Annotated in this window: 19 protein-coding genes; 14 read left to right on the top strand and 5 right to left on the bottom strand. The window is 42.6% G+C overall.

The window, feature by feature from the left end:
• Positions 1-160 precede the first annotated feature (160 nt).
• Both EO125_RS06015 and guaD read left to right on the top strand, forming a co-directional pair.
• Positions 161-1,366, top strand: coding sequence for an MFS transporter (locus tag EO125_RS06015; protein WP_127148103.1), 1,206 nt, complete (start codon positions 161-163; stop codon positions 1,364-1,366).
• A gap of 118 nt (positions 1,367-1,484) precedes the next feature.
• Positions 1,485-2,789: a guanine deaminase gene (gene guaD / locus EO125_RS06010; RefSeq protein WP_127148102.1), complete on the top strand. Its 1,305-nt coding sequence runs from the start codon at positions 1,485-1,487 to the stop codon at positions 2,787-2,789.
• Between the two features lie 50 nt (positions 2,790-2,839).
• On the opposite strand, the gene EO125_RS06005 is transcribed toward guaD, so the two are convergent.
• Both EO125_RS06005 and EO125_RS06000 read right to left on the bottom strand, forming a co-directional pair.
• Positions 2,840-4,219, bottom strand: coding sequence for a cell wall metabolism sensor histidine kinase WalK (locus tag EO125_RS06005; protein ID WP_127148101.1), 1,380 nt, complete (start codon positions 4,217-4,219; stop codon positions 2,840-2,842).
• A gap of 3 nt (positions 4,220-4,222) precedes the next feature.
• Positions 4,223-4,897 carry a response regulator transcription factor gene (locus tag EO125_RS06000; RefSeq protein ID WP_127148100.1) on the bottom strand — a complete coding sequence of 225 codons (675 nt, stop codon included), beginning with the start codon at positions 4,895-4,897 and terminating at the stop codon, positions 4,223-4,225.
• Between the two features lie 181 nt (positions 4,898-5,078).
• On the opposite strand from EO125_RS06000, the gene EO125_RS05995 reads away from it, so the two are divergent.
• The 9 genes from EO125_RS05995 (at position 5,079) to addA (ending at position 16,858) form a co-directional block, all read left to right on the top strand.
• Positions 5,079-5,573, top strand: a complete 495-nt coding sequence (locus EO125_RS05995; RefSeq protein ID WP_164726453.1) for an ECF transporter S component — start codon at positions 5,079-5,081, stop codon at positions 5,571-5,573.
• Entirely contained in the window at positions 5,566-6,276 is a 711-nt protein-coding gene (locus tag EO125_RS05990; RefSeq protein ID WP_127148098.1) for a hypothetical protein, read from the top strand. Before EO125_RS05995 ends, EO125_RS05990 begins: the two co-directional genes overlap by 8 nt.
• 16 nt (positions 6,277-6,292) lie before the next feature.
• Entirely contained in the window at positions 6,293-6,955 is a 663-nt protein-coding gene (locus EO125_RS05985; protein ID WP_127148097.1) for a hypothetical protein, read from the top strand.
• 31 nt (positions 6,956-6,986) lie between these two features.
• Positions 6,987-7,682 (top strand): HAD family hydrolase, encoded by a 696-nt coding sequence (locus EO125_RS05980; RefSeq protein WP_127148096.1) that lies wholly within the window; start codon positions 6,987-6,989, stop codon positions 7,680-7,682.
• Positions 7,683-7,941: 259 nt separating this feature from the next.
• Positions 7,942-8,466 (top strand): GNAT family N-acetyltransferase, encoded by a 525-nt coding sequence (locus EO125_RS05975; RefSeq protein WP_127148095.1) that lies wholly within the window; start codon positions 7,942-7,944, stop codon positions 8,464-8,466.
• 81 nt (positions 8,467-8,547) lie between these two features.
• Positions 8,548-9,048 (top strand): QueT transporter family protein, encoded by a 501-nt coding sequence (locus tag EO125_RS05970; protein ID WP_127148094.1) that lies wholly within the window; start codon positions 8,548-8,550, stop codon positions 9,046-9,048.
• Complete coding sequence (gene queF / locus EO125_RS05965; protein ID WP_009353151.1) at positions 9,041-9,538, top strand: preQ(1) synthase; 498 nt, start codon at positions 9,041-9,043, stop codon at positions 9,536-9,538. The genes EO125_RS05970 and queF overlap by 8 nt, the downstream gene beginning before the upstream one ends.
• Before the next feature lie 116 nt (positions 9,539-9,654).
• The gene (locus EO125_RS05960) at positions 9,655-13,047 is read left to right on the top strand and encodes a PD-(D/E)XK nuclease family protein (protein ID WP_127148093.1); all 3,393 of its coding nucleotides are present in this window, start codon (positions 9,655-9,657) and stop codon (positions 13,045-13,047) included.
• Complete coding sequence (addA, locus tag EO125_RS05955; RefSeq protein WP_127148092.1) at positions 13,034-16,858, top strand: helicase-exonuclease AddAB subunit AddA; 3,825 nt, start codon at positions 13,034-13,036, stop codon at positions 16,856-16,858. The genes EO125_RS05960 and addA overlap by 14 nt, the downstream gene beginning before the upstream one ends.
• Before the next feature lie 119 nt (positions 16,859-16,977).
• Here addA and EO125_RS05950 read toward each other — a convergent pair whose 3' ends face one another.
• Positions 16,978-18,402 carry a sodium:alanine symporter family protein gene (locus EO125_RS05950; protein ID WP_127148091.1) on the bottom strand — a complete coding sequence of 475 codons (1,425 nt, stop codon included), beginning with the start codon at positions 18,400-18,402 and terminating at the stop codon, positions 16,978-16,980.
• Between the two features lie 271 nt (positions 18,403-18,673).
• Between EO125_RS05950 and potE the strand changes: the two genes are divergently transcribed.
• Entirely contained in the window at positions 18,674-20,035 is a 1,362-nt protein-coding gene (gene potE, locus EO125_RS05945; RefSeq protein WP_127148090.1) for a putrescine-ornithine antiporter, read from the top strand.
• A gap of 698 nt (positions 20,036-20,733) precedes the next feature.
• Here potE and EO125_RS05940 read toward each other — a convergent pair.
• On the bottom strand, positions 20,734-21,489 hold the full coding sequence (locus EO125_RS05940; RefSeq protein ID WP_127148089.1) for a DeoR/GlpR family DNA-binding transcription regulator: 756 nt from the start codon (positions 21,487-21,489) through the stop codon (positions 20,734-20,736).
• Between the two features lie 216 nt (positions 21,490-21,705).
• On the opposite strand from EO125_RS05940, the gene dapF reads away from it, so the two are divergent.
• Positions 21,706-22,545: a diaminopimelate epimerase gene (dapF, locus tag EO125_RS05935; RefSeq protein WP_127148088.1), complete on the top strand. Its 840-nt coding sequence runs from the start codon at positions 21,706-21,708 to the stop codon at positions 22,543-22,545.
• A 166-nt stretch (positions 22,546-22,711) separates the two neighbouring features.
• Here dapF and EO125_RS05930 read toward each other — a convergent pair whose 3' ends face one another.
• A complete protein-coding gene (locus EO125_RS05930) occupies positions 22,712-23,866 on the bottom strand; it encodes an S-layer homology domain-containing protein (RefSeq protein WP_127148087.1) in 1,155 nt (384 codons plus the stop codon).
• Between the two features lie 525 nt (positions 23,867-24,391).
• Between EO125_RS05930 and EO125_RS05925 the strand changes: the two genes are divergently transcribed.
• Positions 24,392-25,129, top strand: a complete 738-nt coding sequence (locus EO125_RS05925; protein ID WP_127148086.1) for a (Fe-S)-binding protein — start codon at positions 24,392-24,394, stop codon at positions 25,127-25,129.
• Positions 25,130-25,139: the final 10 nt, after the last annotated feature.

Below are 25,139 nucleotides of genomic sequence, written 5' to 3'. Positions count from 1 at the left end.
ACGCAGGATTCTTTAGTGACGAGGAACCCTCTTTTAAAGCTAGGTAATTATTTTTCCAACAAAAACTTGACACCGTCTTTTATACCTCCCACTCAGAGGTTCTAGTAAGATCTGTGTTACAATAAGAATACATTACGTATCGATATAGAGGATGTAAACGATGAAACGATTACAACAAACAGGAATGGTAGCAGTGTGGATTCTTACCATAGGAATGTCGCTGCTAGCTATTTGCTATACAATGATTATTCCTTTTCTTCCCGTATACCTGTTAGAACTGGGAGTGGAACAGGAACACTTAGCCCTTTGGTCGGGCTTGTCATTTTCTATTTCTTTTTTTATTGCAGCGATTATGGCTCCCGTATGGGGGCGATTGGCGGATCAGCATGGAAAGAAATTAATGGCTATTCGAGCAGGGATTTTAATTGGTATATCCTATTTATGGGGTGCCTTTGTACAAGATGAATATCAATTTTTACTAGTTCGAGCATTCCAAGGTTTTGCCAATGGATTTATGCCAGCTGCCATGACCATGGTATCATTGTCGGTGCCGAAGGAACGAGTGGGTACAGCCATGGGTATCTTTCAGATGGGATTAGTCCTAGGGAATACAGTGGGTCCCTTAACCGGTGGGTTGACAGAACTAGCGGTAGGGATGCGTCCTGTGTTTATGGTGGCGGGCATTACCTTGTTTATCGTTACCGCCGCCATCGCCATCTTTGTGAAAGAACCACAGGTTGAAAGTGTAGCCCCAGTGAAAGTTACTTCTTTTAAAGAAGATTTACAAGAGGCGAAACGAAATAAGGTATTACTCCATATTTTAGGGTTATATTTTATAGTGCAATCTGTGATGCTCATGCTACAACCTATCGTGGCCATTTATGTGGGCGAATTAAAAGGTTCCATGGAAGGGGCTGCCATGTTAGCAGGATCTATTCTCAGTGGTGGTGGTGTGATGGGTATGATCATGACTAATGTGTGGGCGGCTTATGGACAACGACGAGGATACTTTAGAGTTATCTCGTATGGGCTGTTGGGTACAGGAACCGTATTATTATTGCAAAGTTTACCATTTGGTTTATGGTGGTTTGGGGCATTGCAATTACTCATAGGTGTATTCATTGTGGGCATCTTCCCATCCCTTGGATCAGCCATGACGGTGAACACCGATCCATCAGTGCGTGGTCGAGTATTTGGACTAGCCACCACATCGCAGCAATTGGGAAATATGATGGGCCCTTTATTTGCTAGCATAGTAGCGACCTATTGGGGTACTTCGTATGTGTTCCTCGTAGCAGGTATAGGGATGATGATCATTGGCTATTTAGTATTGAAAGTCCATGGAAATCGCCCCAACATTCTATAAGTTGATAGACGGTATACACCAAGTGTGATATAATTCACTCATATATAACATGCTATATACGCATACTATTGCAAACTTCATACGGTAATTGTATAAGGTTATACACGGAGGTGGTTCTATGCAAGACACATTGATTTTGAAAGGACATATTCTGCACACACCGAGTCCAACACAGTTGGTAGCTATACCACATGGATATATTGTAGCTCTAGATGGTGTGGTTGTGTACTGTGGTGAAACTTTGCCAAGCTCTTATGAGGGGTTGCCTGTAGTTGACTATGGAGATCAACTTATCATTCCAGGTTTTGTAGATACCCATGCCCATGCACCCCAATATTGTAATCGTGGTCTTGGTATGGATAAAGAGTTATTACCTTGGCTTGAGACGTATACATTTCCAGAGGAAACGAAGTTTAACGATCCAGAGTATGCCCGTCTAGTATATAGTGCCTTTGTGCGTGATCTATGGCGACATGGTACCACCCGTAGTATTTTATTTGGTACGATCCACAAAGATAGCACATTAGTGTTGATGAAACTATTGCAAGAAGCGGGATTATCTGCTTTCGTAGGGAAGGTGAATATGGATCGAAATAGTCCAGACTTCCTGATTGAAACTACGCAAGAGTCGTTAGCAGATACGAAAGCTTGGTTAGAAGCAGCAAAATCATTTGGCCCTCTTGTGAAACCGATTATTACACCGCGTTTCGTGCCGTCCTGTACAAGTGAACTGATGCGTGGATTAGGGGAACTGGCCAAGGAATACGATGTGCCGGTGCAATCGCATTTGTCTGAAAACCATGGGGAAATTGAATGGGTCGCTTCCCTGCATCCTGAATCAGACAGTTATACCGATGTGTATTATGAGCATCAATTGATGGGACAGACTCCAACAGTGATGGCCCATTGCATTCATTTAAGTGATGCGGAAATGGAACGCATGGAAGAAACGCAGACCATGGTGTCCCATTGTCCCTACTCCAATGTCAATTTATCCAGCGGTATTGCACCGATTCGTAAACTCTTAGAACATCATATCCCAGTGGGACTAGGGTCAGACATTTCAGGGGGACATGCGGTGTCTATGGCAAAAGTACTGATGGAAGCCATCGGTTTGTCTAAAATGAAATGGGTAGAAGTAGACAATCAATATGCACCATTGACTTTAAGCGAAGCTTTCTATTTAGCCACTAAGGGTGGCGGAACATTCTTTGGTAAGGTAGGTAGCTTTGAAGAAGGCTATGAGTTAGATGCTCTTGTCATCGATGATACATCCATGTTTGACGCCAATAAACGGTCTTTAGAAGAGCGATTGGAACGATGGATATACATCGGCGATGATCGCCATATTATGAAACGCTATGTGGCGGGACGCTTGCTAGAAGAACCACAACAAGTATATCAGTATAGCCCAATTGAATAGAGAATATAATGAAAGAGGATACTCGCCGAATCGGTGGAGTATCCTCTTTCTTATGTGTTTAGGGTGGAATCTATGGGTAATTGAATGGTGAAAGTAGTTTCTACATTGGGTGTGCTTTCTACGTGAATGGTACCTTGGTGTAGTTGTACTACATTTTGTACAAAGTACAGTCCCAACCCCAGGCCTTTGTTGTCCTTGGCGGTGCGAGCTGTGTCTACTTGATATAGACGATTCCAAATGAAAGGTATACTTTCAGAAGGGATGCCGATGCCGTCATCACGGACAATGATACGTACAGTATCTGCACAGGTTACCTCAAAATGAACCGAGGTATGGGTGAATTTGAAGGCATTGTCCAATACATTCGCCATAGCTTGTTGTAAGAGCAGTTGGTTTCCTTCTAGGACAATGTCATTGTCGATGGTGCTAGTAAAAGAGATACCCTGTTCTTGGCTGAGCCGTGCATAGGTGCGTGCCAGTTGCTGCGCCACGTCCGATAAAGGAATGGGTTTTCTATCGATGTCTGTCATGCTGTCTAAGCGAGCTAGCTCCAACAATTGTGACACCATGTGAGACATACGTTTACTTTGGGTATAAATATTTTGAAAGCTTTCTTTAGCTTCTTCCAAGGAAGATATATAGTGTTGACCGTAGTCACTTTCCGCTTGGATAACGGCGATAGGTGTACGCAATTCGTGAGAGATATCGGAATTGAAACGTTTTTCTCGGTTAGATGATTCTTCTAAACTGCTGAGCATGCGGTTAAATGTGGATGCCAGTTGATAGATAGTATCCCCAGAGTGAGGGATATTTTCAATGCGCTCCGATAAATCTCCTTTCAATGAAATTTGTTCTGCTAGGTTCGTTACGGTGCGCACTGGTTTTAATCCCCGTTGGATGATCCAGAATCCACCAATAGCGGCGATAGTGACGAAGAGAATACCACCAGTTAAGAGTGCCAAGAGCATGCTATTCGTTTTTCTGTCTAAGAGACTCATAGGGACTACACCGCGGATGTAGCCTTGCATGCCCATCCGATGTTGGATGGGGGCATCATAGTACAAGAAACTAGCTGGACCTTGTCGTACCTCTGTAATGGCATCATAGGAGAGAGGTGCCTCTTGTGGGAAGCGATCGGGGAGATTTCCTCGCAAGACAATGCCATCTTGGGAGTAGACTAATAGAAAGATGCCATCGTCAAAAGGTTTATACCTTTTTGGCTGATTGGCAGCTTCAATGACTACCTCTTGTAAGTCTGTGCGGATTTCGTTTTGATCTCTAATGTGGGTGAACTGAATCACGAAGGTAGCCAGAAGACCAATCATGAGCAATAGGAAAATAGAGTACCAACTGGTGATTTTATAGACTAAGGGAACACGTAAGAGCAGATGTTCTACGGGTTGCCATACTCGCTTCAGGAGATGATACATAGCCTATCCCTCTGTACGGAACACATAGCCAACACCACGAACTGTTTGAATTAATTTTTGAGTTTCGTCGATGTCCACCTTTTTACGTAAGTCTTTGATGTATACATCGATGAGGTTGGAGTAACTTTCATAGTCGTATTCCCACACATGGTCGAGAATTTGTTGGCGGGATAGGACGATATTCTGATTGCTAGCTAAGTAGAATAAAAGGTCGAACTCTTTGGCGGTCAATGTGATAGGCTTACCATGGAGGTAGACGGAACGACTTTTTTGGTTCAGTCGCAATGGACCAGCCACGATATCTTCTACGGCTTGATTGCGACCACGGCGAGCTAGTGCGTAGATGCGGGCGATGAGTTCGTCAAATTCAAAAGGCTTCACTAGGTAATCGTCAGCACCTAAGTTCAGACCGCTTACTTTATCTTCTAAACTGTCTTTAGCAGTTAAGAAGAGGACTGGCGTTTTGTTACCTTCTTCACGCATTTGTTGTACCACTTCATGACCGTCCATTTTGGGCATCATAATATCCATGATAATCACATCGTAGCTAGAGGTGGAAATATAATCTAATCCATCTTCGCCATTATAGCATTGGTCTACAGTCATAGATTCCACTTTCAAACGTTTGGCAATGATATGATTCAGCATTTCTTCATCTTCAACAAGTAAGACTTTCATAAGAGCTCCTTTCATAATGGGTAGTATAGTTGTATTGTATCGTATTTTTAATGTAGTTTAAAGAGATCTATAGAAGAAGTATAGCGGTAGCACATGAAAAGACTATGAATGATTGCTTTATGGGATGGCGTCACCTATAATAAAGATAGAAATTATGATGTGTTCTTCCCTAGGAGTGATGATGATGAATATTAGAACGATGACAGCCTATGCGTTATTGATTGCCCTTTGCGCCATTGGTGGACAGATTCACTTTGGTGTGTATTCCATTGGATTTGATTCGTCGCCAGCCTTTGTAGGCGCTTTGATGCTAGGACCAGTGGCGGGCGCTGTACTTGGTGCCTTAGGTCATTTGGCAACTGCAGCGTCTACGGGGTTTCCTCTCAGTGTCCCCATCCATGTGGCAGTAGCTATTATTATGGCAGGGACGGGGGCTAGTATTGGATATATAGCGAAACGGATGACTTCATCTGTTTCTTATGTAGTTGGTGGTATACTAGGCTATATCGTTAACGTAGGAGTAGGGCTCGCCGTGATTGCATGGATGATGCAAAGTGTAGAGGTTGTGGCGATTTTATGTGTGCCTTTGTCCTTATCCTATGGCTTAAACTATGTAGGGGCAGCCCTTGTAGTGAGTCAACTGAATCGGGTGTTTGGTGGAAAACGAAATGCGTGATATAACGAGACTTTCCTTGAACGAGGATGAAGAATGGATCATTGCCAGTGATATTAGTAGTGGCATTGGCTTGCAAGAACATGATGTATTAGCCGTACCCTATGATAGGGTGGGGGCCTTTGCTGCTCGTGTGGCCATGCTCGAAATTCTATGCGCTAGAGGTACTGTGAAAGCCATACAATACCTCATTGGCGGTGACTATGATACAGTAGTGAACTCTGTGGTTCAGGGAATCCGAGAAGAATTGAATATACTAGGTATTACTGTGCCCATTAATGGTAGCCATGAAAGTAATATGAAAGTGAGCACTACTTCTGTAGGGATTACTGCTTTAGGAATAGGGGAACCAGAAATACTTGGCGCAGGGGAACCCTATGCTGTATACATATTAGGAAAACCCTTAGTAGGTAATGAAGTGCTAGAGCAACCAGAATGGATTATTACCTATGATGAAGTTCAACGAGTTTTGGCACATCCCAGTACGTCCCGTGTAGTGCCGGTGGGGTCCAGAGGCATCCGCCAAGAGTTGACGGTGTTGAGCTATTTGGAAGGGTCGTCCTTGGAGTTCATAGAATTGACTGATGAGGAATTAGATCATAGTGGAGGACCAGCTACGGCTGTGGTTGTGGCTGTTCGCGCTAGTGGTGAAGCGGCGTGGTTAGCAGAGTTCCCTAAGGCACAGTATGTGGGACGGCATAGGTAATAGAAAGGATATAGATATGAAACAATTACGATATTACATCGCCTTGGCATTGGTGGCAGGTGGATTGACAGTAGCGCAAGCAGAGGCGAATCCTTATGGTGTCGTGAGTCCCCCTGATTGGGAATACCAAGCGCTCATGACTTTGGTGAAACATGGGGCGATTACGGATACAAAAGGCGTTGACTTAGGATCAAGGGCTTTCACTAGAAAAGAACTCATTCCGATGATGGCAGATGTGGTATCACGTCGTGAAACCATGAATGAAAGTGACCGTATGTTGGCATTACGACTATACAATGAAAATCGTCGGTCCATTATGAACTATGAGATTGAACAGGAAGAAACGGCGCAAGGGAAAGACCAAGAAGTGGGAAACGATGGGGGCATGCCGATTGTGCTGGAGCCAGCCTTGACGAAGGAAGAAATCCAAAAGAAAATGGAGACCTTCCAAATTGATGCGACTGCGTTGCCAACGCATGGCGCGGTATCCTTGCGGACGTATAAACAGGGCACAACTGAGCGAAAACAGTTAGAATTAGTAGTACCTTCGGTGAAAGCCGAAAGGAATATAGCCTTGCAACCGATTGACGAAGAAGTACAAGTGGCTATGGCTGGAGACCAATGGGATGCATCTAAAAAGGAACAACAACCGATTATGAAAGCGGCCAAACAAGGATAAGCATCAAGCGGTTAAAATAGAGGGGAAAATTATGAATAATGTTGAAGTCATAATATTTGATTTAGATAATACTCTATATGACTTTAAATATTTTTGGGGAAAAGCTCACTATCAATTGTATAAAGGATTAAACATAAAAGAATTTGACTATAATACCTTTATGACGGAGTATTTACTTCAAGACACACTGCTGTGGGCTGATATGTTAGCAGAAAAAATAGATTTAAATGAGTTGAGGGTCATTAGAACATATAGAACTTTTAAAAAGTTAGGCATAGATAAATCTATAAAGTTTTGCGAAGAATTTTATAGAAAAATGTTTAGTATTTTAGTTGAGGAAATGTCGATAGATTATACAATAGATAATATATTATCTAATCTAAGTAATAATTATAAGCTGTATATGCTAACTAATGGTTTAAAAAATGAACAAGAACTAAAAATACAAAAATTAGGGCTCAACAAATATTTTGAGAACATAGTAATTTCTGAGTGTATAGGATATGAGAAACCTAGCTTAAATGCATTTTTATATGTAATTGATAATTTTGGTATAAAACCAAGTAATAGTATTATGATTGGTGATTCGTATATACATGATATTGAACCAGCAAAAAAACTGAATTTTAATACACTTCATATAGATTATCAAAAAATAGTTACGCTAAATTATAATTTTAATAAAGATATATTAGAATTTTGGTGGGAGAACATTCTATGGGCTTAAATACAATAGCTATTTTATGAATTGCTGTATTTTTTTCATCTAGTATAGCACTATGCTTTTTGGGGGCCATAAATGATATTGCTAAGGAATTTAGTATATCATTATCTTTATCGGGTCAAACTGCAACGGTGTATGGTGTGTCATTGGCTGAGGTGTACTCAGTGTTAATAAATATATATGCTTGAATTAAAAGAAAAAATTCAGTATACTAAAGGGTATCAATCCATTTGGTGTACTTTCATCATGAACCGGAGGAACTATGATTATACGAGAAGAGAAAAAGCGTGAATTTTATACGGTCACAGCTCTCGTGCGAGAAGCCTATATCAACGCAGATCGCAGTACAGGACGAGAATATAAACTAGTGGAATTGTTGCGCGAGTCTGATGCGTATATTCCTAAGTTGTCCTTAGTGGCTGTTATCGACAATGCCATTGCAGGGTATGGTATGTTTTTGCGTGGTAAAGTAGGTAATCAAGATGTACTTATCTTGGGACTACTAGCGGTAGCACAGTCCATGCGTGGACATGGTGTCGGTGGTGCTCTTGTATTAGCAGGTCAACGATTGGCTCGGAAGATGGGATATTCCTACTTGTTCGTGTACGGTAGTAATGTGTACTACCCACGGTTGGGCTATGATTTTGCATATAACTTTGGTGTAGAACCACCAGAAGGATTGGACCGGGAGCATCTGATGGGGATTAAGCTTGATGCCCAAGCAGCACCTTTAGAAACTGGCACATTGGAATACCCGGTGCTTTTCAAAACCCTAGAAATGTTCTAGGTGACTACGAGGTATGTCGTAGTAGGTATTAGATAGACAGTTCGAGATCCTCCTGTCTGTAAACAAAACTAAGGAGTTACAATGAAACAATTTAACAACACACAACGATTGACGATTTCTGCCATTTCCATCGCTATGTATTTGGCGCTTATGATCGGTACACAAGGCTTTGCCTTTGGTCAGTATCAAGTGCGTATTGCTACAGCGCTCTATGGATTGTCAGCGATCTTCCCATTCACTATTCCAGCCTTTACTATTGCGAACTTTTTAAGTAATACAGTGATGGGCGGTTTTGGTATGGTGGATGCTATCGGTGGAGCTATCGTAGGCTTATTGACCACAGGTCTAATCGTCCTTGCGAAGCGCCAAGGCTTAGGCAACTGGGTATTGATCCCTATCATTACTTTTGTACCGGGTTTGATTGTACCAATTTGGTTGTCCTATTTCTTGCCAGTTCCGTACTGGGTATTAGTGAGCTCCCTTGTAGTAGGCCAGTTCGTGTGTGGTGTGGTGAGCTACTTCCTAATCAATGCATTGGAGAAAGTAGTTTATAAAAATAAGGAGGTTTTAGTTCGTGAGTAGTGGTCGTAATGCAGCGGAATTACAAGGTGTTCATGCTTTAGGTAGCCATACGGACTATCCCACAGATTATGCACCACAAGTGCTAGAAGCATTTCCTAATAAACATCCAGGGAATGACTATTTTGTGAAATTCAATTGTCCAGAGTTTACGAGCCTTTGTCCCATGACGGGGCAACCAGACTTTGCAACGATTTATATTTCCTATGTGCCAGATGAAAAACTGGTGGAAAGTAAATCCTTAAAATTATATTTATTTAGTTTCCGCAACCATGGAGACTTTCATGAAGATTGTATCAATATCATCATGAAAGATTTAGTGGCATTGATGGAGCCTAAATATATTGAAGTGTGGGGCGAATTTACGCCGCGTGGGGGCTTGTCCATTGACCCTTATGCTAACTATGGCAAACCGGGCACTGATTGGGAAGCCACAGCGAAGGAGCGCTTGCACTTTCACGATATGCAACCAAAACGGGTAGCGTACCGTTAATTACATACATACTATTGCCAGGTCAATCTCTTGAGGGACCTGGCAATTTTACTAAGTGCTCCAGACATGATAGGATAGAGATAGATACAACGTGTTGAGAGGAAAAGGAGTTGGACATGCAACCACAGTTATATATTGGCGGAGCGGGTACGGGAAAGACCACAGCTTGTTTCGCAGAGATAGAACGAATTTTACAAGACTATCCAGATCACCAGATTATCCTTCTTGTGCCAGACCCAGCTACGTATATGATGGAGCGCAAGTTAGCAGAGTACCGCCAAGAAAAAGGGTTCACTACGGTGCGCGTAGTGGGTATGACACGGTTAGCCTATCAAGTGTATCAATCCTTGGGCAAGGTGAAAGAAGGCGGTTTGTCAGAGATTGGCAAAAAACTAGTCCTTCGTGTATTGTTAAAGCAATCCGCAGGGGAATTGGACTTGTTTAAACAAGCGGCGAAACAACCTCATTTTGGAGATGTTATTCAAGGGTTGTTGACGGAGTGTAAAGCCTTTGGAGTGACGCCAGAGGACTTGTCTGGCGCAGTGGAACAAGTGGATTCCATGGTGTTGGGCAGGAAATTACAAGAATTATCCTTGTTGTTAGAACGCTACGACGCAGCATTAGAATCACTAGGCGTTCAAGATTCCATGGAAACATTGATCGAAATCTTACCGCAGTCGCCACTGATGCAACAATGTCATGTTTTTGTGGATGGATTCCATTGGTTTACGCCCTTGCAGTATCGCCTGATTCAACGGTTGTTTTCACTCAGTGAATCTTGCCATATGACGATTAGCTTACCATCCTTGGAGGAAGAGGTGCACAGTCGAAAGGGGTCTATGTATTTCCGTGTGTGGGAAACGTACCGAGATATGATGGCTTGGTATCCAGATGCAGTGGTGCATGACATGAACACCGTCTATCGTGGGACACCTGTGTTACAGCAGTTGAATGCACAGTTTTTTAGAACACCTATGAAACCAAACACCACCGAAGATTCGTTGACCATGGTGAGCGCCTACAATCGAGAACGGGAAGCCGATGCGGTATGTCGGAAGATATTGGCATACCGTCAAGAAGAGGGGCATCGCTGGAAAGACTGTACCATTATAGTGCGGGACATGGAGTCTTATGGTGATGTACTGGAAAAAGCGTGTATGAATTATGGCATCCCTTTTTTCTCGGATCAACGGAAGATGATGACTAGCCATCCTTTGGCGGAGTTTTTGCAAGGTCTATTCCATGTATATCGCACCTTTTTTGACCATGATGCGGTGTTCCGCTTGCTGAAAACGGATTTTGCTCCTTTCACACGGGAAGAAGTAGACCGATTAGAAAACTATTGTTTAGAATACGGCATTCAAGGGGCGGCGTGGCTCCGAGATACATGGACTTATGGTGGCGAGGACGATATTGAGCGACGGGCTGTGATGCAAGAGTTGCATAATCGCGTGTTGCATCAAGTATTACGACCTATTTATGACTTCTGTAAATTGCCACATAGGGGTCAGGAATGGAGTGAGTTTCTATACCAAACGATACAAGATTGGCACATACCAGAGCAATTGAAACAGTGGTATGACGAAGCAGAAGACCGTGGGGATGTGCAAGAAAGTGCTAGCCATGTACAGTTATATAAACATGCTATTCAATTGTTAGAGGAGTGTGCATCTGTAACGGGCACAGAGGAATTAAGCGCTGAAGAGATGGGACTCATCATCGAAGAAGGACTCGGTGAAGTGACCTACTCCTTGGTACCGCCATCGTTGGACCATGTGACCATTACCACCATCGACCGCAGTTATATGACAGATGCGAAGGAAGTCTATGTGCTAGGCCTTAATGAGGGCGTATTCCCTCGAAAAATGGGGGACGAAGGCATTCTGCGTGACCAAGAGCGGACTGCTTTGGCGAAGGTAGGGGTGCAACTAGCGGCGGGCGCTTTAGGGCAAATGTTCAATGAAAATTTCTTGTTCTACTTAGCCTGCACCCGTGCTAGCCAAGGATTGCACCTGTCCTATGTCACATCCGATGAAGAAGGGTCTAAAATGGAACCGTCTTTGGTGGTGCGCCGTTTACAGCAATATGGGTATGTGACAGCTATAGAAGAAGCGCCACTATCTATGCCAGAAGGACGAGAACAGGACTACTTATGGCGACCATCCCAGAGCTTAGGCCTCTTTTCTAGTCGCATGAGCGCCCTTATGAAAGGAGACCCTATCTCCTCTACATGGTGGAGTCTTTATAATTGGGGATTGGAATCGGGCTACAGAGGTGAGGTGTTCTTCGCCACACGAGGTATGTTTGATTCCAATACGGTGCCACGGATTGAGCAGAGTATTGTGCGAGGGTTATTGCTACGCAGCGATGCCTTAACGGGTTCCGTCACACGATTAGAACGATACCATCGCTGTCCATACAGTTTTTATGCCCAATATGCGTTACGCTTAGCCCCACGGAAGGTGAAATCCTTTGGATCCCCTGAAATCGGTACTTTTCTACACGAGACATTGCGTTATTTAGGGGAATATTTATTACAACAAGGTCGACAATGGCGTGATGTAACAGAGGAAGAACAAGAATCCTTATGTCGTGAAGCGGCCGATGCAGTGATGGGCACAGAGGATCGAGACGCCTACGAAGCGCAATTGTATACTCGATTAACATCCACCTTGTCTGCTACGGTAGCACGTCTCGTAGATTGGTCTAAGAAAAGCGAGTTTTCCACTACCGAAGTAGAGCAAAGTTTTGGCATGGGCGAATCTGGTTGGTACCCAGTACGCATTCCCTTGGGTAAGAACTACGGTGAAAGTATCGTACTGCGAGGTCAAATTGACCGTGTCGATGAATATCGAGGGCCTCTTGGTCATTATGCGGCAGTTATCGACTATAAATCAGGGGGCACTACGGTGCGTGCCGATGAAATTTACTACGGTTTGAAATTGCAGTTAATGACCTATCTATTGGCATTGGAAAAGAATACACAGGATAGAATTGGTACGGCGGCTGCTCTCTATACGTATGTGCGGAATCCGCAAGTGAAATTGTCTGAAGTCGTGAATCACAGACGGGCAGAGGAAGAAAAATCGGAAGGCCAACAATTGAAAAACAGTGGATATTTTGTAGATGGTGACGTGTTACAATCCTTAGATGTGACAAGGGCTTACCAAAGTAATTCCCCTTATGTACCGATTGTTCTGAAAAAGGATGGCACTCCAGATAGTCGCACATCCAAGAGTTTGAAGACGATGGAACAATTTGGCCTTATGAAGGAATACACAAAACAAATTATTTCCAACAGTGGTACACAGATGATGGATGGAGAATTTCCTATTAGTCCCTATCAAAAGGATAAACGGCGACCATGTGAATTTTGTGAGTTCCAAGCCCTATGTCGCTTTGATGGAACACGCAACAGATATCGCTATATTAAGACCATGACCGAAGAGGAAGCATTGGAGAAGATGGAAGCATTACAAAGAGGAGGGGCTACCTATGAAATGGACTGATGCGCAACAGAGCGCTATTGATGCACCTAGACCAGGGCAGTTACCATCTCAAACTATTTTGGTGTCTGCTGCGGCGGGATCCGGTAAGACGGCAGTCCTCGTAGAGCGTATGATACAACGCCTGAAACGGCGAGAACTAAGTATTCAAGAACTGATGGTGGTGACTTTCACAAAGGCGGCAGCAGCGGAAATGAAAGCCCGTATCGGGGTGAAACTAGCAGAAGAATTTCAAGCCACAGGGGATGCCTACTTAGAAGAACAATTGAATATGTTGCCGTCCGCCCATATTTCCACATTGCACTCCTTTTGCCAATGGGTCATCCGCAGTTATTTTTATAAACTAGATATAGACCCGTCTTTCACCATCGGTAATGAAGGGGAATTGGCGCTTATGCGCTACGATGTTCTAGATGCCATTTTGTTAGAAGCCTACGAACAAGGTTTGTATAATATTTACGATGTGAGCGATATGTTTAGCACGGAACGGTCCGACCAGGTTTTGAGGGAGACCGTGTTTCAAATTTACAACTTTGCCTTGGCGCAAAGTCAGCCTATGCGTTGGTTAGATCAGGTCTGTACTACCTATGAAAGTGCTTTACACCAAACCTTGTTAGAAACTACTTGGGGCACATTATTTTGGAAAGAACAACAACGACAAATTGAGTATCTTCTAGAGCGCTATGAAGAGGCACAGCGGTTGGCGACGTTAGGTACTGGGTTCGACAAATGGATGGAGAAGGTCAGCGAATTGCAAACGCTGTTACAAGCCATGCAAAAAGCAGACACCTGGGATGCTATGCATGTGGGTGTAGTCGGTATTGGGGGATTTAGTTTCCCCGTACTCCGTGCCACTAAGGCTATGAATGAAAGCGACCCAGCTATCTTGAGCGAAATCAAAGCTATTTTGGCTGAAGGAAAAGAAATACTGCAAGCCATGCCGAAAGGTGTCTTTGCTATTACGGAAACAGATTGGCGAGAGCAAATGGAGTACTTAGTGCCGTTGGTACGAGGTATTATCGAGTTGGTGAAACGATTCCATGAGGACTTTCAGAGGGCAAAACAAGAAGCGGGTATGATCGATTTCTCCGACTTGGAACATCTATGCTTAGCCTTGTTAGTAGACCCAGAATCTACAGAAGAACTCAAGCCATCTGAGGTGGCGCTGGAGTTACAAGAGACCTTCAAGGAAGTGATGGTCGATGAATACCAAGATACGAATGGCGTCCAAGAGGCCATCGTGAATTTAGTATCTCGTGGGGACAATCGATTCTATGTAGGCGATGTAAAACAGTCGATTTATGGATTCCGCATGGCAGATCCGCAGCTATTTATGGAAAAGTATCATCGTTTTAACCACGATGTGAACGGTGTGGAACGGCGCATCGATTTGTCCCAAAACTTCCGTTCCCATGAGGCGATTCTAAATGTGACGAACTTTATTTTCTCTCAAATTATGACTGATGAAGGGGCGGGGCTTACCTATGGTGAGGCAGAGGCGCTCCACACAGGTCGTATCGTAGAAGAGGCGCCACCAGAATGGGTAGGTGGCGATGTAGAAGTACACGTTCTCTGCTGTGATGAGGATAAAGCTCAAACAGAACTAGAAGATGGAGAAGACCTAGAGAACGATGAAAAAGAAATGCTCTTTGTCATCCGTAAAATTCAAGAGTTGAAGAACAATGGGGCCATGGTGCAAGATAAAGATGGCACCTTCCGTCCTATGGAATGGCGGGACATTGTGCTCTTGAAACGGTCTATCTCCGGGTCCGCGAGTCGTATGATCGACCTACTACGGCGAGAGGGCATCCCTGCCTATGCAGAAGAGAAATCCGGCTATTTCAGTGCTATGGAAGTGCAGTTTGTACTGTCCTTGTTGCAAATTATCGATAATCCAGAACAGGACTTGCCCATGGCCATCGTTTTGCAATCGCCTTTGATCGGGATGGATGCGAACGATTTAGGGCGCCTTCGCCTATCCGTAGGGGAGGACAGCTTGTGGAGTGGATTGCGCTCATTTGTAGAAACATCCCAGAATGCAGGCTGGATTCGCTTTGTGGACTCTATGGATACTTGGCGGACTATGTCTCGCCGTCAAGGCATTACGGACTTAATTTGGCACATCTACGACACCTTGCATGTGGTGGAATACGTGAGTGCTATGCCGAATGGTTTGGTGCGCCGTGGCAATGTGCTAGCCTTGTATGAGCGCGCCAAACAATATGAAAATGGCAATTACCGTGGCTTATTCCGGTTCTTGCGCTTTATTGAAAGCTTACAGGCATCTGGAGAAGACCTCAGTGTCGCTAAAACAGTGAGTGAAGCGGACAATGTGGTGCGCATTATGACCATCCACAAAAGTAAGGGCTTAGAATTCCCTGTAGTATTCCTTATGGGTACTCAAAAGGGCTTTAACAAGATGGATTTGAACCGATCCTTGCTATTGCACAAGGAATATGGAGTGGGCTTAAAAGGGTATTTCCCAGACTTGCGTGTGATGTATAACTCTGTGCCATGGATTTTTGTGCGCCAAGCCTTAGAAGAAAATTTGAAAGCCGAAGAGGAGCGTATCCTCTATGTAGCATTAACTCGGCCTAAAGATAAGCTGTATATCACAGGCTATCGAAAGGGGTCTATCAATGGCTCTACGGACCGACCGGCGACGAAGAAAATGGGCGAATGGGTAGCCCCTGTCTTGCAGTGGGGTGAAAGTGCTTTCACAAAAGAACAGATTCTAGGGTGTAATTCCTATTTAGATTGGATTTTGCGAAGTTTAGCTCGCCATGTTGCAGGAGGCGCGCAGTTACGTCAATTTGCGGAGGTAGAAAGCCCGCAATTCCCAGATATACCATACAAAAATTGTCCTGTATCCTTCCACGTTCATGATGGAAATGATTACAGTGTTTCACAGGAAACACCGTCCGTAAAAGTAGATATTCTGGAGCAAGTACGAGCCCAATTGCCAGTGGAAGCGCCACCACTAGATCCTATCGTGGTGGACCGATTGACCTCTGTGTATCCTTATGAAAGTTCTACAGAGCGGGCAGGGAAAATTTCTGTGTCTGAAATCAAACGTCGCTTTGTGGAGATGGAAGAATTGGCGAAACAGATGATTGAGCCGGACTATCGAACAGAGCAACATAACAGTAATATAGAAGGAGAATCTGGGACACCAGATGGGTCTGAACTACTCGTAGTAGACGCTAGTAAGGACTTAGATAGTTCCGTAGAAGGTATGTTAATAGGCGATAGTATAGTAGACCTAGGACCCTTCGACGTAGGCTTATCTTCCATGAATGAATCTACGCCGATTCGCAGTGGTGCCCGTTGGGGTACTCTCATGCATGAAGTGATGCAGTGGTTGCCATTGGAAAACTACACACGACCATCTTTGCGAGAAACTTTGGATTCGCTAGCATTACAAGGATACTTGACGGATGAAGAACGGAAGGCCATCAGTGAAAAACGGATTTATGATTTCTTTCAGTCTGACCTAGGACAACGATTGCTAACAGCACAGCGAGTGGAACGAGAACTACCATTTAGCATGCTATTTCCAGCGAATCGAGTGTATCCAGATATGCTAGATGGAGAAGAACTATTCCTACAAGGGATCATCGATACAGCATTCCTAGAAGACGGCACTTGGGTCCTAGTGGATTATAAAACAGACCGACTAGACGAAGAAGCCTTGGTAGAACGCTATCGCATTCAGCTCATGCTCTATAAAGAAGCCTTGGAACGATTGACACCATACCCTGTGAAAGAGGTATACATCTATTCCTTCCGATTGGAGCGGGCTATACCTGTATAGAGTTCTTGTTATAAGAAAATAACTCATATATACAACAGAGGAACGTTGATTCTATAGTGTCAACGTTCCTCTATTTTTGCACAAAAAAAGGGTCCCTTCGGGACCCTTTCAGTATGCTATTATTCGTTTTCGTGACCTTTATGCCACCAAGATATGCCTTTTTGAGTTGGTAAAATAGCACGGTCGAAGATTGGATCTTCAATACCACGAGATTTTTGTTCAAAGTAATCTTTCAGTGCAATTGTTACCAGTTTGCCAAGTCGAAGAATGGAGGTAATGTTACAAAGCACTAGGAATGCCATGAATAAGTCGGCCAAGTTCCAAACTAAGTTTAACTCAGAAACACAACCTACATAAACCATAATAATGACACAGATGCGGAAAAGGTTCACAGCAAACTTGTTATTCTTTGTCATATGTGCAATATTGACTTCCCCATAGAAATAGTTGCCTAAAATGGAGCTATACGCAAACATGAACACGAAGAGAGCGATTAAGGCAGGAGCCCAAGAACCTAGTTGTTGACCGATACTGTGTTGCACCAAGGCGATACCAGTTAAATCAGTATGCGCGTAGTCTCCAGATACAAGGACGATGAATGCAGATGCAGTACATACAAGCATAGTATCCACAAATACACCGAGAGCCATGATGAGACCTTGTTTAACAGGGTGGTTTACATCGGCAGAGGCGGATGCATTTGGTACAGAACCTTCACCGGCTTCGTTAGAGAACAAGCCCCGTTTAATTCCTTGCATAACTGCAGCACCGATGAAACCGCCAGTAGCAGAATCGATGGTGAAAGCATTGGTAAAGATAGCAGAAATAACTGCTGGTAATACGGTGATATTAGCAATCACGATGTACAAGGCGATGAGGAAATATAAACCTGCCATGAAAGGAACTAAAAATTCTGCTGTGTGGGCAATACGCTTAGCCCCACCGAAGATAACTAAGGCGGATAAAGCAGCTACAATCAAGCCTGTAGTAGAAGCATCGATATTCCAAGGTTGTACGGCAATAGCAATCGTATTAGCCTGTACAGAGTTATAGATTAAGCCGTAAGTAACGCTGATTAAGATGGCAAACAAGACTGATAAGAACGGGCTATTCAAGCCATGGCGGATGTAATAGGATGGACCGCCACGGAAGGATCCGTCAGGTAAACGCTCTTTGTAGATTTGACCTAATGTATTTTCGATGAAACTAGTAGCCGCACCGAGTAGAGCGATGAACCACATCCAGAATATAGCACCTGGACCACCTAAGGCGATAGCAATAGCGATACCAGCGATATTACCAACCCCAACATGAGAGGCAACACTGATACAGAATGCTTGGAATGGTGAAATGTGATGGTCTCCTTTACTTTTTTCGCCAGCACCAGATTTTAAGATGCGGAACATTTCAGGTAGTTGTCGTAATTGTACAAAGCGAGTAGTTGCAGTGAACCAAACGCCAGCGATGATGAGGAGTGCAATGATGATATTGTTCCATAGGAACCCATTTACATCCCCCAAGAGTTGAATGATTTGATCTTGCATAAGGACATCCTTTCTTTTCACATGGACAATGTATATATTCTATAGTATATCATAGGATGATAGAGAAATGGTAGAAAGTTATAGGAATCCTAGAAAAATTGTAAAAAAACATCTATCCATGAGGGGTAAAAGGTGTTACAATAAGGCGATAAATGAATGAAATTGCGTAGCTACATCCGAACCCATTCCGTACGGACTAGTTGCGCTAGCGGTTTTGATGACACGGATGCTTGCAACGTTTGCAAGCGATGTATGGAGAGGGGCTTGATACATGAAAACCACCGCTAAAAAAATGTCTGTATTCCAACTGACGTCCATCGTGGCAGCCAATATGTTGGGTGCTGGAATTATTATGCTACCGTCGCAATTAGCACAGGTAGGCACCATTTCTATCCTATCATGGATTATTACGGTACTAGGGTCCTTGACCTTAGCCTATATTTTTGCCCAATGTGGTTTATTTACAAAGAAAGCTGGTGGCTTAGGAGGCTATGTAGAATATGCCTTCGGGAGGACTGGTCATTTTATGGCGAACTACTCCTATGCAGTATCCTTGGTCATTGCCAATGTTGCCATCGCCATATCCATCGTAGGGTATGGGGCTGTGTTATTTGATGTACAGCTTTCACCATTAGAAGTGAGTGTAGCAACTATCGTGCTGCTCATGGTGGCAGCCCTAGTCAATGTGCGAGGCAATAAGAGCACAGGGCGCATTAGTAACATTACCATTTGGGGAACGATGTTGCCAGTCTTGTTTATTGGCGTGTTTGGTTGGTTTTGGTTCGATCCAGACATGTTTGTATCTGTTTGGAATCCACAAGAACTGCCCGTATTTGATGCGGTCAGTCAGTCCATTTCCCTCACATTGTGGGGCTTTTTAGGCTTTGAATCGGCGGCGGCCAATGCAGATGCCGTTGAGAATCCTAAAAAGAATGTACCTATAGCGACATTTTTTGGCACTTTGGCAGTAGCCGTGGTTTATATTGTATCTACGAATATTATGGCGGGTATTATTCCTAACATCGAGTTAGTGAACTCCACCGCGCCTTTCGGTCTCGTCTTTGCGTATATGTTCAATGGCACAGTAGGTAAAATCGTGATGGCACTCATGGCGGTGTCATGCTTCGGAGCCATCATGGGATGGCAATTCACTTTGAGCCGTGTGTTTAAAAGCTGTGCAGAAGCAGGATTCTTTCCAAAAGTATTCGCTCGTGTGAATCGAGTAGATTCTCCGGTGCGCGGTATTTTCATTCTCTTGGCATTGCAAGCTGTCTTAGCGTTGATGACTACCGATGAAAGTTTGAATGAACAGTTTGCGCAGCTCGTTAATCTAGCAGTAGTGACTAATGTATTCCCTTATATTCTGTGCTGCGTGGCAGTGAATAAGATGTTGTCCATTGAGGGGGCTACTATGGGATTGCGCCGTCTCATCTATGTGATGAGTGCAGTAGCCATTGCCTATGATAGCTATGCTATCTATGCCTGTGGCGAAGTTCCTATCCAAGGGGGCTTGGCGGTGATCATCTTTGGCTATGCAGCGTACCAAGCAGCATTCCATTGGAGACCACGCCTCGTGAAAGCAGTGGGGAAACATCCAGCCCATAAAAAAATAAAATCAGAGTATACATTATAATATGTGAATGAAAGATGTACTTTGAGAAAGATGCTCCTTCATTCTACGAAATAAAAAAATAATATAGAATACATAGAGGAAAGTTGATTTAAAGTGCATCAACTTTCCTCTATTGTATTTTAGAACTATTTTGTTACAGCCCCTTATAGTTAGAAGGGGGGATAAGGTGTTTCTACTCGAGGTAAAATCAAGATGATAATTGTTTTGCATATTACCTAGATTCTATGGGTGTATAGCACTGGTAGCAACCGTTTTAACGAGACAGAGAATCCTTTATATTAAGGGATTTATTAGCATTTGCGAAATGAATACTTTAAAACTTGATTTCAAATATCTAGTTATGCTATATTTGAAAAGCAATATACATAATAAAAGTATATGCTAGGTTTGTTGTGATCATGCATTATGCATTTCACATAATACTAATTATAGGTAAGGGACTTATGGCTTCGGCTCTGAGTCCTTTCCTATTACAGCAAATCGACATTAAAAATCAAGAATAAAATAATTTTCATTCGATTGAAGATAGAATGAATGTATACCTTAAAATATTGGTAGTTATGTCTTACTTTTAGCTGGACATCCAAAGCTATAGTTAATGCATAGGGATATGAAATATTTGCATAGGAAATGAATCCCATAGAAAAAAAGCTGTCATACTATTAGACTCATAGGTCTAGAGATGACAGCTTTTATAATTAACGATAATGATCAACTTCTTGAATATTTGCATAGTTCCGATATAATTCATTAGGTAATTTCGTAGTAATAATAGATGCTTTATCAATGGTGGCGAAGGTAACGGATGAAATACGATCAAATTTAGATGGATCCGCTAAGACGAAGGCATTGTGGCATTTTTGCAATGCTTTTTCTTTTACAGAGGCATCAAGAGGATCTTCTGTAGTAAAGCCAGATTTAAAACTAATACCATGGGCACCAAAGAACCCTTGAGTAAAGTTATACGAATCCAATTGATTGAGGGCTACGCTACCAACGATGGAAGACGAGATGGGATTGACGGTGCCGCCTAGTAGGATGACTTTCAAATGGCGTGATGCCAAATGGGTAGCATGGTGAATACCATTAGTCACAAAGGTTGCATTCGTGTGCTGTAAATAATGTAATACCATTTCGGTGGTACTGCCAGCATCAATGAAGATAAAACCAGAAGGACTAATTAATTCTGAAACGGCTAAGGCAATGGATTCCTTCGCATCACGATACATAACGGATTTAGGGAGCATATCTATATCCGTTGTGGTATGGTCGATGGTGAGGCTCGCAGCACCGCCATGGACCTTTTGCAATAAACCTTTGTTGTGGAGATAGGCTAAATCTCTGCGTATTGTTGGCGCTGAAGAAGACAAGGCTGTCACCAATTCGTGTACAGTGACCACCCGATTTTGTTTCAACCGTCGTAAAATAGCAGAATAACGTTCTTCAGGAAGCATAGTGAAATCACCTCCAATATATGATTAACCTAATACTGCTTAGGAAAACGTACCTATTATTTTTCTTATATTCATGGTAATATAAATGACAAATAAATTATAGTAGTCTAAGGTAGATTTCATCAAAATGTATAAAAGTAAAGACTATATTTTGCGATAAATTAAATATCCGCTCTGTGCGGATAGGAATTACATACTATAAATGAGGAGATACGTATGAAAATAACAAAAATGCACGGTTTAGGAAATGATTTTATTGTTTTTTTTAATGATGGTACATTACAATTTGATGTAACGGACCTAGCGCAACGTCTATGTGATCGTCATACGGGTATCGGAGCAGATGGTCTGGTCATCGTTATGCCTTCTGAGGTGGCAGATGTGCGCATGCGCATTATCAATTCTGATGGCAGTGAAGCGGAAATGTGTGGCAATGGCATTCGTTGCTTTGCGAAGTATGCCTATGACCGCAACATCATCAATAAAGAAGTGTTTACTGTAGAAACGTTGGCTGGCATTATGACGCCAACGATTATTGCTGAAAACGGAGTGGCTAAACTGGTGAAAGTTAACATGGGGAAACCAACGTTCTCGGCAAAGGACATTCCTATGGACGTAGAATTAGACAAAGTTATAGACTATACCATTGATGTAGATGGCACATCCTATGTGATGAGTTCCGTCTTGTTAGGCGTACCACATACAGAAGTCTTTGTAGAGGATGTAACAACAGTGCCACTTACCGTATTAGGCCCAAAAATTGAAAAACATCCACTCTTCCCGAAAGGAACAAATGTAAACTTTGTACAAGTGGTGAATGAAAACACTGTGAAAGTCCGCACGTGGGAACGTGGTGCAGGAGCGACCTTAGCATGTGGCACAGGCTCTTGCTCTAGTGCTGTGATGGCTCATGAAAAAGGACTTACTGGACGTTCTGTAGATGTAGAGTTATATCTTGGCACTTTACATATTGATTATGATGAGGATGGAACCGTGTATATGACGGGACCTGCTACAGAAGTGTTTACCTTGGAGTTGGAGGATGTAACTTGTTAGATAGATGCTAACATGTAGGAATATAAAAGAAGTGTAAGCACCTAAACTATATCAACAATTAAGCTATTCTAGTGTCTTGATGCGGGGATCGCCATACAACGAGATTTACATACAAAAGAGGAAAGTTGAACAAAGGCTATCAACTTTCCTCTTTTTGTGTAAGTAATTATGAATTAGTTTTAAGCTGAATTTTTTTACCAAACTTTTTCACAAATGCTGTGACAGTAGTGGCTTTTAGTGTATCTACTGTAATCATCAATCCATCTACATTCGGTGTTGGTATCACAGCTAGGATGGTCCCTTGCGGTTCTAATTGACGATACAAGTAAGCAGCATCGGTTTGTAAATTGTCAAAGTCACCTAGGCTATAACTACCTGTGGTAATGATGTGATTATCTAAGAAGTGTTTGTCCTTAATGTAGGCAGTTTCTGCACTGATGGCTTTTACATCTTTCGGTGATGTGAAAGAAATGACTAATTTCCCATCACGCCAGAACATAGCACCACGGTTGTGGAAATCGTAATTCTCGCCAAATGTTTTTTTGATCAGAGCCCGTGCCGTTTCTTCCATTTGTTGTTGCTGAATTGTGTGCTGAATGGCAGTAGCTTCTTTAGAGAAGAGTAAGCGATAGGTAATTTCTGCAGCCTCAGCACGAGTTATATACTTTTCAGGATTGAATAAACCTGTTGTACTATAGTTAATAAATCCTAGGAAAGCCAATTCACGAACGGATGATTGTGCCCAAGGGGCGATGAACTTCTGATCGCTAAAGTGAATGCTATCTAATGCTGTTGGATCCTCCGTGTGGTATCCTTGGTAATGTAAAAATTTATTGGCAACAACGGCAAACTCTTGGCGAGACATATATTGTTCTGGACGATAGGTAGAATCTCCATAGCCGCTGATAATATTAGCCCTTGCTACACTTTCAATAGCCAAGGAAGACCAACGGTCAGAGGTGATGTCCGAGAAAGAGCTGGCTAGCATGATGGACGGAGTGTCACCAAGCATATTGCTAAATAAGGAGGCCGCCTCTTCACGAGATAGGGGTTCATTCGGCTTAAATGTGCCATTACGATAGCCACTCATAAGCCCTTCTTTTGTCATTTGAGTAATCGATTCATAGGCCCAAAAATTAGTGGGTACATCGGTAAAACGATATTTTTGTACGCGATCAAAGGTAGAGGTACTATTTGGCTGTGAATAGGTGTAGGTGCTAGGACTCAGTGTTGTCGATGAGGGTAGCAAATTGACGGCCTCAGCGTGTACGAACAATGCGGACACGATAGTAAGTAATACTGCTGTCGATATACGGTTCATAATATGCCTCCAAATACAGAGAAGTGAATTGTGTTTTGCTATGCCTATCATACCATATTTGAAAGATTCACTCCATGCAAAAAGAGTGATATATATCAATGAATTTACTGTAGAAAAAGTTGGATTATACAGTGATAGTTATCTCTTTCATGAGTTTTGGTTATAGCAGTAGTTTTAAGTAGGAATTAGAGACTGAAAAGATATGTGTGTTTTAATAGAAGATTTGATATGTATTAAAATACATAAAAATTATAAAAGCCTTGATGCTATACGGCTTGATAAGACTAGGAAGAGGTGTGATTTATGGCACAATAGAGGTGATTGATAACGACTACCAAAAAGGTATAAAATAGGCTTCTTGCTAATATTGCAAGTCTTTTGTAATTATAGAAAAATTACTATATAATAAAATCATCAAAATACTATTTAGAATATACGATTCTAAATAGTGCATAGATGGAAACGATTGTTGCAATTAGCCAATCAAGTGATAGTAGTTTACTTTAAAGTTGAGGATGTGAAAAAATGAAAATTCATTTATTTCAACAATGTTTGATTGATATGTTCTACCCTCATGTAGGCATGGCAGGTGTAAAGGTTCTTGAAAACCTTGGCTGTGAATTAACAGTTCCTAAAAAGCAAGTGTGCTGTGGTCAGATGTTTGTTAACTCTGGTTACAATGATGCTGCCAAAGGCGCTATTAAGAACACAATTGAACAATTCGAGAATGCTGACTATGTGGTGAGCATGTCTGGTTCTTGTGCATTTGCGATTCGCGATGAATATCATCATATTTTAAAAGATGAACCAGAATGGTTAGCACGCGCTGAAAAATTGAGCTCTAAAATTTATGAGTTCACGCAATTTATCGTTGACGTATTAGGTGTCACTGATGTGGGAGCGCGCTTTAATGATAAAGTGACATACCATAAATCTTGTCACGTAACACGCTTGATGGAAATCAAAGAACAACCTATGAAACTGTTAGCAGGTATTCAAGGTCTAGAATACTTACCATTGTATCGTGCTGAACGTTGCTGTGGCTTTGGTGGTACTTTCACAGTGAAAAATCCTGAAATTTCAGCTGCTATGACAAAAGAAAAAGCATTGAATATTGCTGATTCTGGCGCTAACATTGTAGCAGGATCTGATATGGCTTGCTTGATGAATATTGAAGGTATGCTAGATCGACTTTACAAAGAAGGCGAAATTGATCGCCATATCCGTGTAATGCATATTGCGGAATTGTTGAATAGTCGATAGGAGGAGTCAC

Origin of the sequence: Veillonella sp. VA139 (assembly GCF_003992005.1) — a bacterium.
GTDB lineage: Bacteria > Bacillota > Negativicutes > Veillonellales > Veillonellaceae > F0422.
This window is presented reverse-complemented; position numbering and strand designations above follow the sequence as displayed.

Excerpts from the sequence above, each read along its gene's own strand:
- EO125_RS06015 (WP_127148103.1), top strand. The coding sequence starts at position 161 with ATGAAACGATTACAACAAACAGGAATGGTAGCAGTGTGGATTCTTACC.
- guaD (WP_127148102.1), top strand. The coding sequence starts at position 1,485 with ATGCAAGACACATTGATTTTGAAAGGACATATTCTGCACACACCGAGT.
- EO125_RS06005 (WP_127148101.1), bottom strand. The coding sequence starts at position 4,219 with ATGTATCATCTCCTGAAGCGAGTATGGCAACCCGTAGAACATCTGCTC.
- EO125_RS06000 (WP_127148100.1), bottom strand. The coding sequence starts at position 4,897 with ATGAAAGTCTTACTTGTTGAAGATGAAGAAATGCTGAATCATATCATT.
- EO125_RS05995 (WP_164726453.1), top strand. The coding sequence starts at position 5,079 with ATGATGAATATTAGAACGATGACAGCCTATGCGTTATTGATTGCCCTT.
- EO125_RS05990 (WP_127148098.1), top strand. The coding sequence starts at position 5,566 with ATGCGTGATATAACGAGACTTTCCTTGAACGAGGATGAAGAATGGATC.
- EO125_RS05985 (WP_127148097.1), top strand. The coding sequence starts at position 6,293 with ATGAAACAATTACGATATTACATCGCCTTGGCATTGGTGGCAGGTGGA.
- EO125_RS05980 (WP_127148096.1), top strand. The coding sequence starts at position 6,987 with ATGAATAATGTTGAAGTCATAATATTTGATTTAGATAATACTCTATAT.
- EO125_RS05975 (WP_127148095.1), top strand. The coding sequence starts at position 7,942 with ATGATTATACGAGAAGAGAAAAAGCGTGAATTTTATACGGTCACAGCT.
- EO125_RS05970 (WP_127148094.1), top strand. The coding sequence starts at position 8,548 with ATGAAACAATTTAACAACACACAACGATTGACGATTTCTGCCATTTCC.
- EO125_RS05960 (WP_127148093.1), top strand. The coding sequence starts at position 9,655 with ATGCAACCACAGTTATATATTGGCGGAGCGGGTACGGGAAAGACCACA.
- addA (WP_127148092.1), top strand. The coding sequence starts at position 13,034 with ATGAAATGGACTGATGCGCAACAGAGCGCTATTGATGCACCTAGACCA.
- EO125_RS05950 (WP_127148091.1), bottom strand. The coding sequence starts at position 18,402 with ATGCAAGATCAAATCATTCAACTCTTGGGGGATGTAAATGGGTTCCTA.
- potE (WP_127148090.1), top strand. The coding sequence starts at position 18,674 with ATGAAAACCACCGCTAAAAAAATGTCTGTATTCCAACTGACGTCCATC.
- EO125_RS05940 (WP_127148089.1), bottom strand. The coding sequence starts at position 21,489 with ATGCTTCCTGAAGAACGTTATTCTGCTATTTTACGACGGTTGAAACAA.
- dapF (WP_127148088.1), top strand. The coding sequence starts at position 21,706 with ATGAAAATAACAAAAATGCACGGTTTAGGAAATGATTTTATTGTTTTT.
- EO125_RS05930 (WP_127148087.1), bottom strand. The coding sequence starts at position 23,866 with ATGAACCGTATATCGACAGCAGTATTACTTACTATCGTGTCCGCATTG.
- EO125_RS05925 (WP_127148086.1), top strand. The coding sequence starts at position 24,392 with ATGAAAATTCATTTATTTCAACAATGTTTGATTGATATGTTCTACCCT.